17 protein-coding genes and 1 tRNA gene are annotated in these 19,982 nt (G+C 70.2%); 11 read left to right on the top strand and 7 right to left on the bottom strand.

All coding sequences use genetic code 11. The features are described from left to right. Positions 1-14: 14 nt before the first annotated feature. On the bottom strand, positions 15-587 hold the full coding sequence (locus tag KV102_RS07845; RefSeq protein WP_220345832.1) for a GNAT family N-acetyltransferase: 573 nt from the start codon (positions 585-587) through the stop codon (positions 15-17). 75 nt (positions 588-662) lie between these two features. Here KV102_RS07845 and KV102_RS07840 point away from each other — a divergent pair, with 75 nt between their 5' ends. Both KV102_RS07840 and KV102_RS07835 read left to right on the top strand, forming a co-directional pair. Further along, complete coding sequence (locus KV102_RS07840; protein ID WP_220343066.1) at positions 663-1,556, top strand: aldo/keto reductase; 894 nt, start codon at positions 663-665, stop codon at positions 1,554-1,556. Positions 1,557-1,734: 178 nt separating this feature from the next. Then, positions 1,735-3,933: an N-acetylmuramoyl-L-alanine amidase gene (locus KV102_RS07835; RefSeq protein WP_220345831.1), complete on the top strand. Its 2,199-nt coding sequence runs from the start codon at positions 1,735-1,737 to the stop codon at positions 3,931-3,933. A gap of 63 nt (positions 3,934-3,996) precedes the next feature. Here the strand turns inward: KV102_RS07835 and KV102_RS07830 are convergent, their stop codons facing one another. Then, the gene (locus tag KV102_RS07830; RefSeq protein WP_220345830.1) at positions 3,997-5,838 is read right to left on the bottom strand and encodes a phosphoenolpyruvate carboxykinase (GTP); all 1,842 of its coding nucleotides are present in this window, start codon (positions 5,836-5,838) and stop codon (positions 3,997-3,999) included. A 120-nt stretch (positions 5,839-5,958) separates the two neighbouring features. On the opposite strand from KV102_RS07830, the gene KV102_RS07825 reads away from it, so the two are divergent. The 4 genes from KV102_RS07825 to KV102_RS19060 all read left to right on the top strand — a co-directional run bounded on the left by KV102_RS07825 (position 5,959) and on the right by KV102_RS19060 (position 8,255). After that, on the top strand, positions 5,959-6,282 hold the full coding sequence (locus tag KV102_RS07825) for a helix-turn-helix transcriptional regulator (protein WP_220345829.1): 324 nt from the start codon (positions 5,959-5,961) through the stop codon (positions 6,280-6,282). 90 nt (positions 6,283-6,372) lie between these two features. Beyond that, the gene (locus tag KV102_RS07820; RefSeq protein ID WP_220343062.1) at positions 6,373-6,765 is read left to right on the top strand and encodes a YciI family protein; all 393 of its coding nucleotides are present in this window, start codon (positions 6,373-6,375) and stop codon (positions 6,763-6,765) included. Positions 6,766-6,805: 40 nt separating this feature from the next. Beyond that, on the top strand, positions 6,806-8,044 hold the full coding sequence (locus tag KV102_RS07815) for a sigma-70 family RNA polymerase sigma factor (RefSeq protein WP_308290261.1): 1,239 nt from the start codon (positions 6,806-6,808) through the stop codon (positions 8,042-8,044). Between the two features lie 88 nt (positions 8,045-8,132). Next, the gene (locus KV102_RS19060) at positions 8,133-8,255 is read left to right on the top strand and encodes a hypothetical protein (protein WP_255560582.1); all 123 of its coding nucleotides are present in this window, start codon (positions 8,133-8,135) and stop codon (positions 8,253-8,255) included. Between the two features lie 81 nt (positions 8,256-8,336). Here the strand turns inward: KV102_RS19060 and KV102_RS07810 are convergent. Next, a tRNA-Arg gene (locus KV102_RS07810) sits at positions 8,337-8,409 on the bottom strand. 181 nt (positions 8,410-8,590) lie between these two features. Between KV102_RS07810 and KV102_RS07805 the strand changes: the two genes are divergently transcribed. From KV102_RS07805 to KV102_RS07795, 3 genes are all read left to right on the top strand, one after another. After that, positions 8,591-10,453, top strand: coding sequence for a hypothetical protein (locus KV102_RS07805; RefSeq protein ID WP_220345828.1), 1,863 nt, complete (start codon positions 8,591-8,593; stop codon positions 10,451-10,453). Positions 10,454-11,026: 573 nt separating this feature from the next. Next, entirely contained in the window at positions 11,027-12,859 is a 1,833-nt protein-coding gene (locus KV102_RS07800) for a phosphoenolpyruvate carboxykinase (GTP) (RefSeq protein ID WP_220345827.1), read from the top strand. A 144-nt stretch (positions 12,860-13,003) separates the two neighbouring features. Beyond that, positions 13,004-13,549 carry a phosphatase PAP2 family protein gene (locus KV102_RS07795; protein ID WP_220345826.1) on the top strand — a complete coding sequence of 182 codons (546 nt, stop codon included), beginning with the start codon at positions 13,004-13,006 and terminating at the stop codon, positions 13,547-13,549. A 6-nt stretch (positions 13,550-13,555) separates the two neighbouring features. Here the strand turns inward: KV102_RS07795 and KV102_RS07790 are convergent, their stop codons facing one another. Continuing rightward, positions 13,556-14,578 (bottom strand): LLM class flavin-dependent oxidoreductase, encoded by a 1,023-nt coding sequence (locus KV102_RS07790; RefSeq protein WP_220345825.1) that lies wholly within the window; start codon positions 14,576-14,578, stop codon positions 13,556-13,558. Between the two features lie 64 nt (positions 14,579-14,642). Between KV102_RS07790 and ygiD the strand changes: the two genes are divergently transcribed. Continuing rightward, complete coding sequence (ygiD, locus tag KV102_RS07785) at positions 14,643-15,515, top strand: 4,5-DOPA dioxygenase extradiol (protein WP_220345824.1); 873 nt, start codon at positions 14,643-14,645, stop codon at positions 15,513-15,515. A 116-nt stretch (positions 15,516-15,631) separates the two neighbouring features. Here ygiD and KV102_RS07780 read toward each other — a convergent pair whose 3' ends face one another. Continuing rightward, a complete protein-coding gene (locus KV102_RS07780; RefSeq protein WP_220345823.1) occupies positions 15,632-17,074 on the bottom strand; it encodes an MFS transporter in 1,443 nt (480 codons plus the stop codon). 171 nt (positions 17,075-17,245) lie between these two features. Further along, entirely contained in the window at positions 17,246-18,463 is a 1,218-nt protein-coding gene (locus KV102_RS07775; protein ID WP_220343052.1) for an arginine deiminase, read from the bottom strand. A 23-nt stretch (positions 18,464-18,486) separates the two neighbouring features. Between KV102_RS07775 and KV102_RS07770 the strand changes: the two genes are divergently transcribed. After that, positions 18,487-18,888 carry a DUF4446 family protein gene (locus tag KV102_RS07770; protein ID WP_308290260.1) on the top strand — a complete coding sequence of 134 codons (402 nt, stop codon included), beginning with the start codon at positions 18,487-18,489 and terminating at the stop codon, positions 18,886-18,888. Here the strand turns inward: KV102_RS07770 and KV102_RS07765 are convergent. Then, a complete protein-coding gene (locus tag KV102_RS07765) occupies positions 18,885-19,964 on the bottom strand; it encodes a phosphatase PAP2 family protein (RefSeq protein ID WP_220345822.1) in 1,080 nt (359 codons plus the stop codon). The genes KV102_RS07770 and KV102_RS07765 overlap by 4 nt on opposite strands. Positions 19,965-19,982: the final 18 nt, after the last annotated feature.

Below are 19,982 nucleotides of genomic sequence, written 5' to 3'. Positions count from 1 at the left end.
GTGCCACCCCACGATCAGCCGCGGGTCCACTCCTCGGCGAGGATCCCGTACTGGCAACCGTCGATCCAGCCGAGCTCGGCGTGCCACGAGTCGCGGACGCCGTACTGCTCGCGCCGCATGCCCAGCTTCTCCATCACCCGGGAAGAGGCGGTGTTGGCGGCGAAGCAGCCGGCCGTGATCCGGTGCAGCCCGAGCTCGGTGAAGCCCAGCTCCAGCAGCGCCCCGGCCACCTCGGTCGCGAACCCGCGCCCTGCGTACGCGGGGTCGAACGAGTAGCCGAGCGTGCCTTCTGCCGCTCGCCACGGCTCCCCGTCCTCGCGTTGCCCCAGCCCGTCCTGCACCCCCAACGATGCGAGCCCGACCACGACGTCGCCGAGGTGGACGAAGACTCCGTGGTCGAGCGGATCGTCGACACTGGCCATCCAGGCCTTGCGGAAGGAGTCCGGATCGACGGTCGTCCGCAGCAGCCACCGCGTCACGTCGGGGTGGTTGCGCCATCGGAGCACCTCGTCGACGGCCTCGTCGGTGGGCAGCCGCAGCTCGAGCCGCTCGGTTCTCCTCGGCCAGCCGAGCTCAGGAATCGTCACCCGGTGAGACAACCAGACGACCGGGAGGCGTTCAACGCAGTTTCGTCGTGCGCGACCGAGTGCCAGACTCCCCCGATGACCTCCACGACGATCACTGCCGACAGCGCCGGAAGGTGGCAGCTGGGTGACCTCACCGTCAACCGGATCGGGCTCGGCGCGATGCGGCTGACCGGGAGCGCCGCGTTCGACCTCGGCGAGCCGAGCGACCGCACGAGGTCGCTCCGGGTGCTGCGGCGCGCGGTCGAGCTCGGCGTCGACCACATCGACACGGCCGCGTTCTACTTCTCCTCGCTCCGCTCGGCCAACGAGCTGATCTGCTCCGCACTCGCGCCGTACGGGGACGACCTCGTCATCGCCACCAAGGTCGGGCCCGGCAGGGACGCCTCGGGGGCGTGGCTGCCACCGGCCCGCCCCGACCAGCTGCGCGGCCAGGTCGAGGAGAACCTCCGCCAGCTCGGCCGTGACCACCTCGATCTCGTGTACTTCCGGAAGATGCCCTCCGTGACGTCGATCAGCGAGCACGTCGGGGCGTTGTCAGACCTGCGCGACGCCGGTCTGATCCGCCACATCGGCGTCTCCGGCGTCGATCGTGGGCACCTCGACGAGGCGTTGTCGGTCACTCCGGTGGTCTGTGTGCAGAACCGGTACGGGATCGGGTCGAGCGGCGACGCCCGGGACGTCCTCGAGGCCTGCCGCGCACGCGGCATCGCCTTCGTCCCGTTCTTCGCCGTCGCCGGGCAGGGCGCCGAGCGAGGTCGGTCCGCAGCTCGTGAGGACGCCGAGGTCCTCGACATCGCGGCGGCGCACGGCACCACTCCGGCACAGGTCCGGATCGCCTGGACCCTCCAGCAGGGCCCGCACGTCCTGGCGATCCCGGGGACCGGCGACCCCGCCCACGTCGACGAGAACGTCGCAGCCGGCGCTCTCCGACTTACCGCCGACGAGCTCGACCGACTGGCGTCTTCATGATGCGGAGCGCATCTCGACGGCGAATCACAACGAGCAAGGGGCAGGTCGGCGTCGAGCCGTGGTTTACGTAACAAATATTCGTCCCAGGTGTTGATACGTCTCGTGGTGCAACCAGCGTGGGGTGCGCTTGCATGCAGGGATCACCTGAATCCGATCAGGTGTCGAAGGGAGCCCTCGCGTGCGATCCTCACTCCTCCGGGTCGGCGTCGTCGCCGGCGCGTCAGCACTGGTGCTGGCGACGATGCCCGCCTCGCTCGTCTCCGCGTCACCCGTCACCGACCCCCCGGCCGTCGACTGCCAGTCAGTCCTCGCGGCTCCCACCCTCGACGCGGCGTTCGACGCCGCGGCCGAGGCCGCCGACGTCCCGTCGGATCTCCTCAGAGCCGTCTCCTACATGCAGTCTCGCTGGGAGGGCCACGACGGCCGGGTCAGCAACGACGGCGGGTACGGCATGTTCAACCTCAAGTCGACGACGACGGCCGTCCCCGACGGGGCGGGCAAGGGCTCGACCGACCGCTCCCCACGACGTACGGCCAGCCAGCTCGAGCGCGCCGCCGAGCTCACCGGGATCCCCGCCTCGACGGTCCGCAGCGACGACCGCGCCAACGTCTGCGCGGCCGCGGCACTGACCGCGTCGTACGCGCCCGACCTCGACGCGTCCACGCCACCGCAGAGGTGGACCGCGGCGATCGCCCGCTTCGGGTCCGCCGACACGTTCGAGCGTCAGGTCCTGAGCACGCTCCGTGAAGGACGCGCTCGTACGACCTCCGGCGGCGAGACGGTGACCCTCGGTGGCGACCCGACGGTCGAGGTCGCCCCGCCGTCCGCGAGCGATCCCGAGACCGACTGTCCGCCCGACCTCGGGTGCGAGTGGATCCCGGCCGGCTACGAGAAGCTGGTCCCCGCCGACCCCGACAGCACCGGCAACTACGGCAACCACGACAAGGCCGACCGCACCGGGCCTGGCGGGCCGAAGCTCAAGTACATCGTCATCCATGACACCGAGACCGCGTACGACCCAACCATCGGACTCGTGACAGACCCGGGCTACCTCGCCTGGAACTACACGATCCGGTCGTCGGACGGCCACATCGCCAACCACCTCGACCCGAAGGACGTGGGCTGGCACGCGGGCAACTGGTACGTCAACGCCCACTCCATCGGCATCGAGCACGAGGGCTGGGCGGGGTCGGCGGGCTGGTTCACCGAGGCGATGTACGAGCAGTCGGCGAAGCTGGTGCGCCACCTCGCGCACGAGCACGACATCCCGCTCGACCGAGCCCACATCATCGGGCACGACCAGGTCCCGGGCGTCACCTCCGGCGCCACGAGGAACGTGCACTGGGACCCGGGGCCGTACTGGGACTGGGAGCACTACTTCGACCTCGTCCAGGCGCCGATCGGCCAGTCGGCCAAGAACACCTCGTCGGTGAAGGCCGGCGACGTCGTCGAGGTCCGTGGCGGCTACGCCGACAACGTCAACACGATCACCGGCTGCCAGCAGGCCTCTCCGGGGTCCGGCGACTGCATCCCTGGCCAGGGCACGAACTTCGTCCTCGCCTACCAGTCGCCCTCGCTCGAGGCCCCGCTGGCGAACGACCCGGGCTGGAAGCCCAACGGCACCGCGGGGACGACGTACGCCAGCGACATCAGCGCACGCATCCAGTCGGGGCACAAGCTGGTCGTGGCCGAGGTGCGCGACGAGTGGCTCGGCGTCTGGTGGGCGGGCTCGTTGGTGTGGGTCCACAACCCGGCGACGAGGCCCGTCGTGCTCCGGACGACCGCCAAGACGGTGACGACGACATCGACGACCGCGGCACCGATCTTCGGTCGCGCCTATCCCGAGCCGGAGGCGTACGCGCCGTACGAGATCCCGGTGCAGGCGATCGCGCCGCTGGAGTACACGCTCGGCGCCGGACAGACGTACGCCGTGAGCGACGACGACGTGGAGACCGACTACTACTACGCGCAGTCCTTCGACGGCTCGATCCCCGACGACCGTACGGACGTGAAGGGCGAGCTGCGCTACTACCAGCTCTGGTACGCGCACAAGCAGGTGTTCGTGAAGGCCGACGACGTGACGCTGCGCGATCCCGGCAAGCGCGCCGTGGTCCCGACCCGGCTGCCGAAGATCACCGGCGAGGCGAAGGTGGGCTCGACGCTCACCGTCAGCAACGGACGGTGGTCGCGTGAGGTGACGGACTTCCGCTACACCTGGCTCGTCGGGGGTCGTCCGGTCGTCGGCGCGACGGGCTACACCTTCACCCCGCGGCCCGGGGACGCCGGCAAGCGCGTCGTCGCGGTGGTGTCCGTCGACGACCCGGCGCTCCACCCGATGCTCGCTCCGTCGCTGCCGACGACGAAGGTCCGGCGCTAGACACAGCGATGAGGCGTTTCGACCACCATCTGGTCGAAACGCCTCATCGTCGTCAGCGGACTGTCAGGCCTCGGCGTCGAGCGCGGCCTTGACGCGGCGGTGCGCCTCCCAGATCTCGTCTGGCACCCGATCGAACTGCGCGAGGTGCTCCTCGCGGAAGCCCATCTCCTGCCGCCAGCGCTCCACGTCGATCGACAGGATCGTCTCGAGGTCATCCTTGGCGATGTCGACGCCGTCGAGCATCAGCTCGTCCTCGGTGGGGATGATGCCGACCGGGGTCCGACGCCCGGTGACCTCACCCTTCTTGAGCTGGATCAGCCACAGCAGCGGGCGCAGGTTCTCGCGGTATCCCGGCCACAGGAAGTGGCCGTCCTCCGGGTCACGCTGGAACCAGTTGACGTGCGCGAAGATCGGGAGCTCCTTCGCGGCCCCGACCACGTCGAGGTAGTGCCGCGCGTAGTCGCCCTCGCCGTAGGCCATGAACGGCCGGTTGGACATCGGGTCGTAGCGCAGCTGCCCGTCGACGCCCTCGGCGGCGAAGGTCGCCTCCGCGCCCAGGGTCAGCCCGTCGTACACGCCCTCGGCGAGATCGCTGATCGCGCGGATCAGCGGCTCGCGGTCGCGCGTACGCCCACCGAAGATGATCGCGTCGATCGGCACGCCTGACGCGGCGTTGTAGTCCGGCGCGATGTTGGGGACGTTGTCGAGCGTCGTGGTGAACCGGCTGTTGGGGTGCGCCCACGGCTCTCCGGCCTGGTCGGGCGTCCGGTCGGCGATCGGGTCGCCCTTCCAGTCCAGCCAGCCGGTGACGTCGGCCGGCGGCTGGGGCGTACGGCCCTCCCACCAGACCTCCTGCGTCTGGGGGTTGTAGGCGACGTTGGTGAAGATCGCGCCCGTGCCCTCCGCGATGGACTGCAGCGCCGTCGGGTTGGTCGTCTCGTTCGTGTCCTTCGCGACGCCGAAGACGCCGTACTCCGGGTTCATGCCGTACAGGCGGCCCGACTTCTCGTCCACCCACAGCCACGCGATGTCGTCGCCGTAGAACGACACGTGATAGCGGTCGCCGAGGGCGTCCGGCGGCAGCATCATCGCGAGGTTGGTCTTGCCCGAGGCGCTCGGGAACCCGCCGCAGATGTGGTAGGTCTCGTCCGTCTCCTTGTCGTGGATCCCGATGAGCATGTACTGCTCGGCGAGGTACGTGCGGGAGTCCCAGCCGTCGTACGCGCCCTGGCGCAGCCCGTGGGCGATCTTCCCGAGCAGCGCGTTGCCGCCGTACGACGAACCGAAGTGCAGGATGGTCCGCTCGTCGGCGACGGTGACGAAGTAGCGCTGGTCGTCGGGCGTCCCGTGCCCCAGCGACTCCAGCTCACCGGTGACGTGGACCGCGCGCACGAAGCCGTCGGGATCATCGAGGTCGTTGACGAAGTCCGCGCCGACGCGAGCCATGCGGATCATGTGCAGCACGACCGTGCGCGTGTCGGTGAGCTCGACGCCTGCGGCCCACGGCGCGAGAGCGTTGCCCGGAGGTGCCATCAGGTACGGGATGACGTACATCGTCTTGCCGATGAGGGCGCCGCGCATCTTGCTCTCGAGCAGCGGCTTCATCTCCGACGCCGGGCGCCAGTTGTTGTAGACCCCGGCGTCGGACGGGTTGTTGGTGGCGACGATCGTGCGCTCCTCCGAGCGCGCCGTGTCCTTGTGATAGCTGCGCGAGTAGTAGCGCCCCTCGCCCGCAGGCAGGAGGTCACCGGCCGCGAGCGCCTCGTCGATGAGGCGTGCGTCGTCGTCCGCACTGACGACCTCGATCCGATCGGCCCCCGTGACCTCGGCCCAGTGGCGCACGTACTCGCGGACACGCGGGTTCGTGAGGCCGGCCTCGTCCATCGCCTTCTCGGGATCTGCCATCAGGTGGGTCCTTTCGTTGTACGGGGTGCGAAGAAGGGTTCCACGACTTGAAGAAGTCTGCAACGATCCCTAGTTTGTTGCCCCGTGCACCATACGGTCGGAGCCCGAACAGAGGTCTTGATGACGCGCCACGTGCCGCAGCACCAGTCGGAGGCAGAGCTCTTCCGCACTCTCGGGCACCCCGTTCGGATTCGTGTCCTGGAGATCCTCCAGGACGGGCCCACCCCTGTCCGATCGCTGCTCACCGAGCTCGGGATCGAGCCGTCGAACCTCTCGCAGCAGCTCGCGGTGCTCCGCCGAGCAGGCCTGGTGCAGTCCGCGCGGGAGGGGACGACCGTGACGTACGAGCTGTCGACGCCGGATCTCGAGCACCTCTTGCTGGCCGGTCGCCGCATCGTCGCCCGCCCCGCCGCGGCAAGCGCACCCGTCGTCGTCGGAGGCTGAGCGAGGCAGCATGTCGACATCGCGCCCTCGGCTCCGACGTTCCCCTCAGACGGCGCGTGATGCCGTCGTCCCGACGATCGAGGAGCTCGCATGAAGTACGTGATCATGATCCACTCCAACCCGCAGCCGTGGGGTCACCCCACAGGTGACTACCTCCCGGAGTTCCAGGCGCTGCCCGCCGAGGAGCGCGAGCGCCTGACCGGCGACTTCGAGCGCACGCTGACCGAGATGCAGGAACGCGGCGAGCTGGTGATGGGCGAGGCTCTGGGCGACCCGACCACCGCACGCCTCTATCGCTGGGAGGACGGGCGGCCGCTCGCGACGGACGGGCCTTACTCGGAGTCGAAGGAGCACCTGGCGGGCTTCTTCGTCATCGACGTCGAGAGCCTCGAGCGTGCGGAGGAGATCGGCGCGGTGTTCGCCGGGCCGGGCGAGACCGTCGAGCTGCGCCCCATGATGTGGCCGGGCGGCGACGACCAGTGACGCCGTCCTCACCGTGAGGCGCGGAGGCGGAGGCTGAGACGTGCTGGACGCACGGGTGCTCGAGGACGTGTGGCGGCGCGAGTCCGCGCACGTCCTGGCGGCGCTGCTGCGACGGCACGGCGACCTGGCGGACTGCGAGGATGCCGCACAGGAGGCGGCCCTCGCGGCCTCCGTGCAGTGGGAGCGCGACGGACTCCCGCAGAATCCTCGGGCCTGGCTGATCCGGGTGGCCTCGCGCCGCCTGGTCGACACGGTCCGCTCGGGCCGGGCGCGGGAAGAGCGCGAGGCGACGCACACCGACCGTATGGACATGCCGGCCAACGCCGACGGTGACGCCCGCCGTACGGATGCCGACGACACTCTCCGTCTGCTCGTGGTCTGCTGCCATCCCGCCCTCAGCCGCGCCTCCCAGGTCGCCTTGACGCTTCGCTCGGTCGCCGGCCTGTCCGCGAGCCAGATCGCGGCCGCCTACCTGGTGCCCGAGAGGACGATGGCTCAACGCCTGAGCCGTGCGCGCGCGACGCTCCGTGCCGCAGGGGCGCGGTTCGAGTTGCCGCCACCCGCGGAGGCAGCCTCACGCCTCGCCGCTGCGCTGGACGTCTGCCACCTGATGTTCAACGAGGGCTACGTGCGAAGCTCGGGCGAGCACCTCCTGGACGCCGACCTCGCCGGCGAGGCGATCCGCCTCACCCGACAGCTCCACCGCGCCGTCCCCGAGCACGACGAGGTCAGCGGTGCGCTCGCGCTGATGCTCCTCACCCACGCGCGGGCACCGGCGCGCACCACTCCCACCGGCGACCTCGTCCCGCTGGCCGAGCAGGACCGTCGCACGTGGGACGCGACGCAGATCGCGGAGGGCGTAGGGCTCCTCGAGGAGGTCCTTCCGCGCGGCCACGTCGGGCGCTTCCAGCTCCAGGCGGCGATCGCCGCCGTGCACGCGGAGTCACCGACGTGGGAGGAGACCGACTGGGCACAGATCAGCGTGCTCTACGCGATGCTCGACGCCGTCGCCCCCAGTCCCGCGGTCACGCTCAACCGTGCGGTCGCCGTCGGCATGGCGGTCGGCCCGGCGGAGGGCCTGGCACTCGTCGACGACCTGCTGACCGATCCGGCGATGCAGCGGCACCACCGGACCCACGCCGTCCGAGCTCATCTGCTCGAAAGCGCCGGTGAGCTCGCCGGGGCCCGCGCCGCCTACGAGCGGGCCGCGGCCCTCACCGCGAGCCTCCCAGAGCAGCGCTACCTCAACCGACGCGCGGCACGACTCCCGCGCTCGTAGCGCCGTACGGTGCCGGGATGCATCTCGACCTCGCCACGCTCCTGGTCCCCGACGACGACCAGGCCGTGGCGTTCTTCGTCGACACCCTGTGCACGCGACTGAGCGCCGCCGGCGTCGAGGTCACGTCCCGCCGCGCGACGAGCCGTACGGGCGGGTCGCGGTGTTCGTCGACCCGATGGGCAACCGCTGGGACCTGCCCTCCACGGCGTGACTGCTGGGTGGCCGCACGGCGTGTCGCGGGGACAACGCAAGAGGCCCGGCACCTAGGACGGTGCCGGGCCTCTCACTCCTGCGCGCTCGAAGGGATTCGAACCCCTAACCTTCTGATCCGTAGTCAGATGCTCTATCCGTTGAGCTACGAGCGCCCGCCTCGCACACCGGCGAAGCGACCCCTACTCTAGCGGGTCGCTCGCGGAGACCGAAATCGGGTTCCCCCGCCCGAACATTCTCGCCCCGGTGACCCCCGCGGGGCACTAGGTTTCAGTCCGGCGGCACAGCCCTCTCTCGGGTCGATCTGCCGTCCTCCCCCGTGAAACCGAGGTAAACATGACCGCACACGCGCGCGCCCGCAGGCGTACGCTCACGATCGTCGCGGCGGCCGCGACGGCCGTCACCGCGACCGCGCTGGCCGCGACCGGCCCGGCGATGGCCGAGCCCGTCGCCCCGACCGCCGCTGTCGGGTCCGCCTGTCCGGCGGCGTTCCCGCCGGCCGAGCTCGTCCGGGCGACCACGACAACGCCCGGCACAGCCGTCGAGGGCCTGACGGTGTCGGCCGGCACCGAGGCCGACACGGTCGCCGGTGAGTTCGTCGGGACCATCGAGGACGGCATCGCACCGGGCGTCGACATGCTGGTGTTCAAGATGCGCGGCTCGCGGATCACCGACTCCGCCGGCAACGTCGACCGCGGCATCTGGGCCGGCATGTCGGGCACCCCGCTCTACGCCCCCGACGGGCGTCTGGTCGGCGCGGTGGCGTACGGCCAGTCGTGGTCACCGAGCGAGTACGCCGGTGTCACGCCGGCTGCCGACCTCTACCGCTCGGGGTCGTACTCCTCGGCCGCCGCCTCGGTCCGGATCACCTCCAAGGTCGCGGACTCGATGCGTGCCACCGGTGCCTCCAAGGCTGCCGGCTCGCTGCGCCGCCTCCCGACACCGATCACCATCCCCGCCGGCGTCCCGTCGTCGAAGGCGGCGGCGATCGCGAAGAAGGCGAAGCTCAAGAACGTCACCTTCCGCAACGGCGGTGCGAGCAGCCGGACCGGGACGAAGGCGATCCCGGTCTCGGCCGGCTCCAACATCGCCGCCTCCTACGCGTACGGGTCCTTCCCGCTCGCCGGCGTCGGCACGACCACGGCCGTCTGCGGCTCGACGGTCTACGCGTTCGGGCACCCGATGGACTGGCTCGGCAAGACGCGGATGTCTCTGCACGGCGCCGACGCCGTCTACGTCGAGCGCGACCAGATCGAGGGGTCGTTCAAGATCGCCAACCTCGGCGCGCCGATCGGAACGTTCACGCAGGACCGTCTGACCGCGATCGTGGGCACCCTCGGCAAGGCGCCGACCGGCCCGACCGTGCGGACCACCAACCGCTTTGAGAACCGCAGCCGCTACTCCGCGACCACGGTCATGTCGCAGGACTGGCTGTCGACGGTCGGAGCGACGCAGTCGAGCTACGACGGATGGACCGTGACCGACGGGACCTTCGGTGGCGAGGCCCGCGCGTACCGGTCCATCAAGGTGCGCCGCGCCAACGGCCAGATCCTCACCTACACGCGCAGCGACGTCTATGCCGACAAGTACGACATCACCGCCGGTGCTGCCAACCAGTTCGCGGGTGACATCGACTCGATCCTCTCCAACGACTACGAGGACGTCACGATCGTCGACGCCGCGCAGACGACGACGATCAGCGAGGGCTACAAGGCGTACCGGATCTCGCGTGTCGACGCGAAGCAGTTCGGGCAGTGGACGAAGGTGACCGACGAGGGGCTGATGGCTCGTCGCGGCGGCTTCCTGCGTCTGCGTGTCACGCTCGCGCGCGAGCGGGGCTCGATCGGCCCCGCCAAGAAGATCGTGAACCTCAAGGTCGCCGTCCCGCGCAGGAAGTTCAAGCGGCCGATCGGGATCCTCAACGTCTCGGGAGGCACCAGCCGCGGCTACGAGGATGACGAGTACTACGAGGAGTACGCCGAGGACGAGTACTCGACGGCCAGCGATGCGTCGTCGCTGCCCGGACTCCTCAAGGCGATGACGCGGGCGGAGCGCGGCAACGAGGTCACCGCACTCCTCAGCATGGGCGTCGGACGACGTGCGGTCGACAAGATGCACCGGCGCGCGACCGCGACGATCGTCACCGGCCAGCTCATGGTCCCGGTGATGCAGTACGGCAAGCCGCCGAAGAAGCGCTGACACCACGGCGTACGACAGAGGGCCCGCACTCCCGCAAGGGGGTGCGGGCCCTCCGCCTTTCCGCTCGCGGGTCACTCCCTGGCGCTCGCGGGTCACTCCCTGGCGCTCGCGGGTCACTCCCTGGCGTTCGCGGGTCACCTTTGGTCCTGAGGGTGACCCGCGGACCGAAGAGAGTGACCCGCGAGCCGAAGAAAGTGACCCGCGGACCGAAGAGAGTGACCCGCGGGCGGAGGGGGTCGTGGGAGGTTGCGCCCCTGTCCGGAGATTGTGAAAGCCAACTAGTTGGACGACTGTCCTGGTTCGACCCTTTTGAACTCGATTTGTGGGCCGGATCAACTTAAAACCGCAGGCCAGAGGCCCTTGTGAGAATGTTCACTATCTCGAGGCCCGTGTGAGGCGGGGGCGCGAACGGGGCATACATTGGCGACACGGCTCTCGTCCTTCGGGACCGCGCACCGGTCCCGCAGCGTGAGCCTCGCCCACCTATCCACATCAGCTGACCGGTCACGGGATTGGCCTGGCCAGTGCGAATCAACACGCTTGAATCGCGATGCGAGAAGGACACAGATCATCATGGCCGCAGACATCACCACCGACGCCCCGACAAGCACCTACAGGTCGAGCCACGCCGAGCTCCAGACCTGGGTCGACGAGGTCGCCGCACTCACCAAGCCCGACTCGATCACCTGGATCGAGGGGACTCCCGAGGAGTGGACCCGCCTCACCGACGAGCTGGTCGCCGCCGGCACGTTCGTGCGGCTCGACGAGAGCAAGAAGCCCAACTCCTTCTGGTGCGCCTCCGATCCGACCGACGTCGCGCGCGTCGAGGACCGTACCTACATCTGCAGCGTCGACAAGGCCGACGCCGGACCCACCAACAACTGGATGGCTCCGACGGAGATGAAGCGCATCATGATCGAGCTGTACGACGGCTCGATGCGTGGTCGCACGATGTACGTGATCCCGTTCGTGATGGGCCACATCGACTCCGCTCACCCGATGTTCGGCGTCGAGATCACCGACTCCGCCTACGTCGTCGCGTCCATGTCGGTGATGGCGCGTGTCGGCCGTGAGGTCCTCGACCGCATCGAGAGCACCCACGCGTCCTTCGTCCCCGCGCTGCACTCCGTCGGCGCGCCGCTCGAGCCGGGCCAGGACGACGTGCCGTGGCCGTGCAGCGACACCAAGTACATCGTGCAGTTCCCCGAGGAGCGCATGATCTGGTCGTACGGCTCGGGCTACGGCGGCAACGCCCTCCTCGGCAAGAAGTGCTACTCGCTGCGCATCGCCTCCGCGATGGGCCGCGACGAGGGCTGGATGGCCGAGCACATGCTGATCCTCAAGCTCACCTCGCCCGAGGGCGTCGTCAAGTACGTCGCCGCGGCGTTCCCCAGCGCCTGCGGCAAGACCAACCTCGCGATGGTCGAGCCGACCATCGAGGGCTGGAAGGTCGAGACCCTCGGCGACGACATCGCCTGGATGCGCGTCGGCGCCGACGGCCGCCTGTACGCCGTCAACCCGGAGTTCGGCCTGTTCGGCGTCGCGCCGGGCACCGGCTGGGACACCAACGCCAACGCGATGCGCACCATCGCCAAGGGCAACTCGGTGTTCACGAACGTCGCGCTGACCGACGACGGCGACGTGTGGTGGGAGGGCATGACCAAGGAGGCGCCCGCGCACCTCACCGACTGGAAGGGCCGCGACTGGACCCCGGAGTCCGACGAGCTCTCGTCGCACCCCAACAGCCGCTTCTGCACCCCCATCCGTCAGTGCCCGATCCTCGCGCCGGAGTACGACGACCCCAACGGCGTCCCGATCGACGCGATCCTCTTCGGCGGTCGCCGCAAGACGACCATCCCGTTGGTGACCGAGGCCCGCGACTGGACCCACGGCACGTTCATGGGCGCCACGCTCTCCTCGGAGACCACGGCCGCGGCGACCGGTGCGGTCGGCGTCGTCCGTCGCGACCCGATGGCGATGCTGCCGTTCATCGGCTACGACGCCGGTGACTACTTCAGCCACTGGATCTCGATGGCCAAGAACAACGACGAGTCGAAGTTCCCCAAGATCTTCTACGTCAACTGGTTCCGTCGTGACGACGACGGCTCGTTCCTGTGGCCGGGCTTCGGCGAGAACAGCCGCGTCCTCAAGTACGTCGTCGATCGCATCGAGGGCAACGTCGACGCCGTCGAGACCCCGATCGGTCTCGTGCCGGCGCCCGGCGCCCTCGACACCGACGGGCTCGACGTCACCGAGGAGCAGCTTGCGAAGGCCCTCGCCGTCGACGCCGATGAGTGGAAGACCGAGATCCCGCAGATCAACGAGTGGTTCGAGACGTTCGGCGACAAGCTGCCGGCCGTGCTCTGGACCGAGCTCGACGGTCTGAAGGCCCGCCTCGAGGCCTGAGCTCTGGCGCGGCGCCCCGTACCCTCACGCAGGGTGCGGGGCGTCGTGCTGTCCGGGGCGCGTACGACTGGGGTCTGACCCGCCGCCCGCAGCACGGGCCCGAGGGCTGACGGGTCACGGCGCGCGCCGCCGTACGGTCACGGAGTGCTGATCTCCGACCCGCTCTCACGCCTGATCGCCGAGGCCGCCACCGGCCTCCCCTCCCCGCTCGCGACAGCGGTGGAGCTGCTCCCCGACATCGGGCTCGTCGTGCTCGCGCTGGTCCTGGTGGCCGCCTCGTACGGGCGTGGGCCTCGCACGCTCGCCATCGGGCTCGCGGCCGGAGCCGGCGTCGTGCTGGCGTACGGCGCCAGCGAGGTGCTGAAGGTCCTCGTCCGTGACGAGCGGCCGTGCCGCGCTGTCGACGTGCTCGCGATCTGCCCCGCCGAAGGCGACTGGGCGTGGCCGAGCAACCACGCGACGATCGCCGCCGCCCTCGCGACGGCGGTGGTGCTGGTGGCACCGCAGTGGTGGCGGTACGCGGTCCCTGTCGCCGTCGTCGTGGTGGTCGGACGGGTCGTCGTCGGAGTCCACGACATCGCCGACGTCGCCGCGGGGACCGCGCTCGGGATCGCCGTCACCGTCGTCGTCGCGCGGCTGGTGGCCGCGCGGGTCGCAGCGCTGCTCGTGCAACCGCCCCGGGTGGGGTGAGCGGCGTCAGGCCGACCGGGGCGACCAGCCGATCGCCGGCAGGACCTCCTCGGTCAGGGCGGCGAGGTGCTCGACGTTGTAGGCGACGCCGAGCATGTTCGGCACCGTGATCAGCAGCGTGTCGGCATCCCGTACCGCGGCGTCCGCGGCGAGCTCCTCCGTCAGCGCGGCGGGCTCACCGACGTACGACTTCCCGAACCGCGACACCAGCCCGTCGATGACCCCGACCTGGTCTGCGTCCGAGCGCTCGCCGAAGTAGGCGCGGTCGGTGTCGTCGAGCAACGGCACGATGCTGCGGCTGACGGAGACCCGCGGCTCGCGCTCCCAGCCCTGCTCGGCCCACGTGTCGCGATAGCGGGCGATCTGCTCGGCCTGGAGCTGGTCGAACGGCACGCCGGTGTCCTCGGTCAGCAGCGTGGAGGACATGAGGTTCATCCCCTGCTTCGCGACCCACTCGCCGGTCGCCCGGGTGCCCGAGCCCCACCAGATGCGGTCGCGGAGCCCGTCGGACTGCGGCTGGATCGAGAGCGGCACCTGCTGGCCGGTCATCGCGGGGTCGGACAGCGCCACGCCCGCACCCCTGATCGCTGCGAGGAAGACCTCGGCATGCGTCCGCGCCATGTCGGCGTCGGTCCCACCCTCCGGCGGCACGAACCCGAACGACTCGTACCCGCGCTGCGCGTTCTCCGGTGATCCGCGGCTGATGCCGAGCTGGAGCCGGCCCGCGCTGATCAGGTCGGCGGCGGCCGCCTGCTCCGCCATCGCGAAGGGGTTCTCGTAGCGCATGTCGATCACGCCGGTCCCGATCTCGATCCGCGACGTGCGCGCTGCGATCGCGGCCAGCAGGGGGAACGGCGACGCGAGCTGGCGCGCGAAGTGGTGCACACGCACGTACGCTCCGTCGAGACCGAGCTTTTCGACCTCGACGGCGAGATCGATCGTCTGGAGCAGCGCGTCCTGTGCCGTACGGACCTGCGAGCCCGGGACGGCCTGCCAGTGGCCGAAGGAGAGGAAGCCGACGTTCTTCATCTCCCCATGGTAGATGAAGTGTCAACTACCTCCGGCCTCCGGGGCCTTGGGCGACAATGACGACATGGCCGACCTCGCAGCCCCCTCCCTCATGCCCGCCGCGTTCATCGGCCACGGCAACCCGATGAACGCGCTCGAGCGCAACCGCTATACCGAGGCATGGCGTGCGCTGGGCGAGGCTCTGCCGAAGCCGCGCGCGATCCTCGTCGTGTCGGCGCACTGGTACATCAACGCCACGGCGGTCACCGCGATGCGCACCCCGAGGACGATCCACGACTTCTACGGCTTCCCACGCGAGCTGTTCGAGGTGCAGTATCCGGCGCCCGGGATGCCCGAGCTGTACGAGGAGGTCTCCGACGCCGTGCACCCGACGTGGTGCGGCGAGGACCAGGACTCCTGGGGCATCGACCACGGCACCTGGTCGGTCCTGACCCACGTCTTCCCCGACGCCGACATCCCGGTGGTCCAGCTGAGCATCAACGCCGACAAGGGCCTCGACTACCACCTCGACCTGGGCCAGAGGCTCAACGCCCTGCGCGCCGACGGAGTGCTCGTCCTCGGCAGCGGCAACGTCGTCCACAACCTCGGCGGGATGGACTGGGGACTCGCGGACGAGGGGTACGACTGGGCGCACCGCTTCGACGAGTCGGCCAGGGAGCTGATGGCCGAGGACCCGACCAACATCGCGACGATGGACGCGCACGCCGACTACCGGCACGCGGTGCCCACGCCGGACCACTTCCTGCCGTTGCTCTATCTCGCCGGGATGGCCGACCAGTCAGGCCGTGGAGCGGACGTGCTCGTCGACGGCTACACGTACGGGTCGCTGTCGATGACGGCGTTCACGCTCGACCTGGACTGCCCGGACGCCGGTGCGGGAGCTCCCACGGGCGATCCCGGCACCCCTGCCTCGCCCCCGGACGGCTCCAACATCTGACCCGCCCGGCCCCGGCCCGTCCCTCCCGTCCCCGATTTGTGCACTTGGTCGAGGAATCCCCGGCCCGATTCCTTGAGGAGGTGCACAAATCGGGGACGGAGCGGGCAGGCGGGGAGTCAGTCGGCGAGCGCGGGCTCCGGCTCGCGGTCGACGTCGAGCCCGCCCTCCAGCTCGCGCCGGCTCATCTTCGGGATCAGCAGCGCGACCAGCGCCGCGACCAGCAGCGCCGCCGACAAGAACAGGAACCCCGCGACGTACGACGACTCTCGCGGCTCCCCGCCGCGTCCGAGCTGGCCCGTCACGATCGTCGCCATCACCGCCGAGCCGACCGCGCCGCCGATCGTACGGATGTTGGCGTTCATGCCGCTCGCCACGCCGGTCTGCTCCGGCGGCACCGCGGCGACGACGAGGCTCGCCAGGCAGGCGAAGACGGCGCCGAGGCCGATCCCGAACAGGCCGCTGGCGATCGCCGTCTGCCACGGCTCGTGGTGGACGAGGCCCATCGCCCCGAGCCCGATCGCGCTCAGGAGGCAGCCGATCACCACGACCGGCTTGGGGCCACGGATGCGGGTGAGCGGCGCGGTGACGAGTCCCATCACGAACGTGCCGACCGCCGAGGGCAGCATCAGCAGGCCCGACTGGGTGATGGACGCGCCGAACCCGTAGCCGGCGACGCTCGGGTCGGTCTGCAGCAACCGTGGCGTGAACGCGAACGACGCATACATGCCGACGCCCATGAGGAACGCGACGAGGTTGGCGGTCCACACCGCGGGGAGGCGCATCATGCGCAGGTCGATGAAGGGTACGGCGGCCCGCTGCTCGACGTACACCCAGCCGAGGAGCAGGACGACCGCCGCGACGAGGAGGCCGACGACCAGCGGCGCACCCCACCCGACGCGCGACCCCTCGCTGATGCCGATCAGCAGCGCCGTCAGCCACCCGGCGAAGAGCAGCGTCGGGAGCAACGGGATGCGGCCCGGCGTGCGTACGGGGGACGCGGGGACGAGGACCCACGCTGCGACGGCCGCGGCGCCGGTGACGATCGCCGGCAGCCAGAACAGCCACACGTAGCCCAGCCCGTCCACCATCGGCCCCGCCACCACCGTGCCGAAGCCACCGCCCGCTCCCATCAGGGCCGAGGTGAAGCTGATCGCACCGGAGATCTTGGGCTCGGGGAACTCGTCGCGGATGATCCCGAACGCCAGGGGTACGACGCCGCCGCCGACGCCCTGGATGACCCGCGCCGCGATCATCACGCCGACGTTCGGGGCGAGCGCAGCGACCACGGACCCGACCGCGAGCAGCCCGAGCGCGTACACCAGCACGCGCTCCTTGCCCGTCGCGTCACCGAGTCGGCCGGCCAGCGGCGTGAAGACCGAGGCGGAGACGAGGTAGGCGGTGACGACCCAGGTCACGGTCGTCGCGTTGGTCCCGAGCTCCTCCTGGATGCGCGGGAGCACCGGGATCGTGAGCGACTGGACCAGGGCGAACGACGCGACTCCGACGCACAGCACCGCGAGCGTGACGCGATAGTGCGTGCGACGCGCGGTCGAGATCACCCTGGCCCCCTGTCACGGCGGCCGCGTGGGTGCGACCAGTCCTGCTATGCAACCAACCACAGGCCGTACGGGTTCATTCCGGCCGGGGGGCGTTTCGGGTGCTCACACCTCAGACGCCACGATCCCACCCCGAATACGAGGTGGGATCGTCGGACTTCCGGCGCGAGCACCTCAAACGCCGGGCACCACCGGGTCGCGCGCGATCGGGCACGACATGCAGCGAGGGCCGCCGCGCCCGGTGCCGAGCTCCGAGCCCTGGATCCGGATCACCTCGATGCCCGCCGACTCGAGCCGCGCGTTGGTCTCGATGTTGCGCTCGTACGCCACGGCGAGCCGCGGCGCGATCGCGAGCGTGTTGTTGCCGTCGTCCCACTGCTCACGCTCGGCGGTGACGGCGTCGAGCCCGGTGTCGATGACGCGCAGCCGGTCGATCTGCAACGCCTTCGCGGCCGCCTCGAGGAACGGAGCCGGCTCGTCGATCGACAGCGCGGTCCCGGAGCCCTCGGTGACCGGGTAGGCGCGGAGCGTGTCGGCGACCGCCGGATACATGACCACCGCGTCGACGTCGACCATCGTCACGACTGTGTCGAGGTGCATCGTGGCTCGGTCCTGCGCGATGGGCACCGCGAGCACGGTGGTCGCGAGGTCGTGCGCGAAGCACTGCCGCGCCAGCCGCTCAAACCCGGCCGGCGTCGTACGCTCCCCGACTCCGACCGCGATCACGCCGTCTCCGAGCAGCAGCACGTCACCGCCCTCGAGATGCTCGAGACGCGGCCCGTGGACGCGGGGAACGTGGGCGAACCGCGGGTGGTGCTCGTACACGATCTGCGTCAGGTGCGATTCGCGGGAGCGCGCGGGCATCGCAAAGCTCGTCAGCGCGACCTCGTCGCGCAGCCACACCGACGAGTCGCGGGTGAAGAGGAGGTTGGGGAGCGGGTCGATGAGGAAGTCCTCGGGCTGCAGCAGCACGGTCACGACGCTGCGGATGCCGTCGAGCTCGTCGTTGCGCAGGCCGGCGGTGAGGATGGCGGCGAGGTGCTCGGGGTCGTACGTCGTGAGCGCTCCGACGAGGTACTCCGCCACCGAGTCGCCGAGCCGCAGGTCAGCGGTGACGTCGGAGATCGCGGTCGCGCGGGCGGCGGGGTTCTCCAGCGTCTCCACGAGGAGGTCACGCAGATAGAGGACCTCGACCCCGTGCGACTCCAGGGCACCCGCGAACGCGTCGTGCTCCTCCTGCGCCCGCCCCACCCAGGGCAGGCCGTCGAAGAGCAGGGAGTCGTTGTTGCGCGGGGTGAGCCGCTTGAGCTCGGGACCTGGCCGGTGGAGCATCACCGTACGAAGGCGTCCGACCTCGTTCACCACACCCGGCGGGTTGACTTCGGCATCCATCCCTTCAGCCTAGGCTGGACCCCGTGGCCCTCGCAGTCTCCCTCCTCGCTCTCGTGGTCGCGGCCGTCGCTCTGGGCCTCGTCGTGGTGAGCGCCCGCAAGGCGCGCCCCGACGGTCGGCCGGTCGACCACCTGCCGCGAGACACCGCGGCGCTGCGGCGAGAGGTCGCCGCGCTGGCAGACGTCCAGCGGCACACGTTCCGGCACATGGCGGTCGTCCGCTACGACGCGTTCGGCGACACCGGCGGCGCGCTGTCGTGGTCGCTGGCGCTGGCCGACGACTCCGGCGGCGGCGTCGTCCTGACCTCGATCCACGGACGCAACGAGACCCGGACGTACGCCAAGAGCGTCGCCGGCTGGAGCAGCGAGCAGACGCTGACGCCGGAGGAGGAGCGGGCCCTGTCCGAGGCCCGCGGGACGGGCTAGGCCGAGCCCGCCGAGGTGGAGCCAGCCGAGGTGGAGCTCGGCCCCTTGACGCTGCTGTAGCGCGTGCGTTCGCCGCGCCGGCGCTCCCAGGCGTCGCAGCCGATCATGACCGCGAGGGCGAGAGCGAACCCGCCGATGATATCGATCACGTAGTGCTCGGCGTAGTAGACGAGAGTGAACGACATCACGAGCGGATAGAGCAGCAGCGCCCACCGCCAGCTCGTCCGCAGGCGCTGCACCCCGTAGAACGCGATCAGCGCCGCGAGCCCCGCGTGCAGCGACGGCATCGCCGCGACCGGGTTGCCGACGTTGGCGAGGACCAGGTGGAAGCCGCCGAGCCCCATGTCGGACCAGCCGCGGCCGGTGAGGCGTACGACCTCGTCGGCGAGGTAGCCGTCCTGCGAGGCCATCCACGGCGGGGCCATCGGATAGAGGATGTAGATCACGAGCGCGCCGAAGCTGATCGCGAGATAGCGACGCATCCAGCGCACCCACTCGGTCCGGGTCATCAGCCACAGGACGACGGCGATCGAGAGACCCGCGATGAAGTGCGTGAAGTAGACCGTGGTGAAGACCACGTCGTACCACTGCGGCGGAGAGTCCAGCGAGCACGGCTGCTCGCAGAGCCAGTCCTGCAGGTGGCGGGTCGGGGTGGTGCCTCCGCCGAGCCACTCGTCGAAGACGATCGGCTCGGTGACGTGCACGGGCAACGGGATCAGCTCGTCGGCGAGCCCGCGGCTGTAGAGATAGACGAGCAGGAACGCGACGGGTCCCCACCAGTCGCGGAGGAACTGCATGTGCGTACGCCAGCCCGCGCCGAAGTTCCACGCGATCGTGAGGACCCACAGCCACGCGACGATCTGGACGACGTCGGTCGGCAGGCCGATGAAGGCGAGCCACAGCCCGAACCCGCCGACGAAGACGACCATCGCGGCGATGCGCCCGCGTCTCGAGGTCAGCGGGTTGTTGTCGGGCACAGCGCTCTCGGGCATGCCGTCCTCGTCCAGCACGCCGTCGTCCAGCAAGCCCTCGTCGAGGACGTCAGAACGCGCCGGGTCGCGGGTCGACTCGTCCACTCAGCCCCCTACGATCTC

Source organism: Mumia sp. zg.B53, from assembly GCF_019550935.1.
Taxonomy (GTDB): domain Bacteria; phylum Actinomycetota; class Actinomycetes; order Propionibacteriales; family Nocardioidaceae; genus Mumia.
The sequence above is the reverse complement of the archived record's forward strand: the minus strand, read 5'-3'. Positions and strand labels throughout refer to the sequence as shown.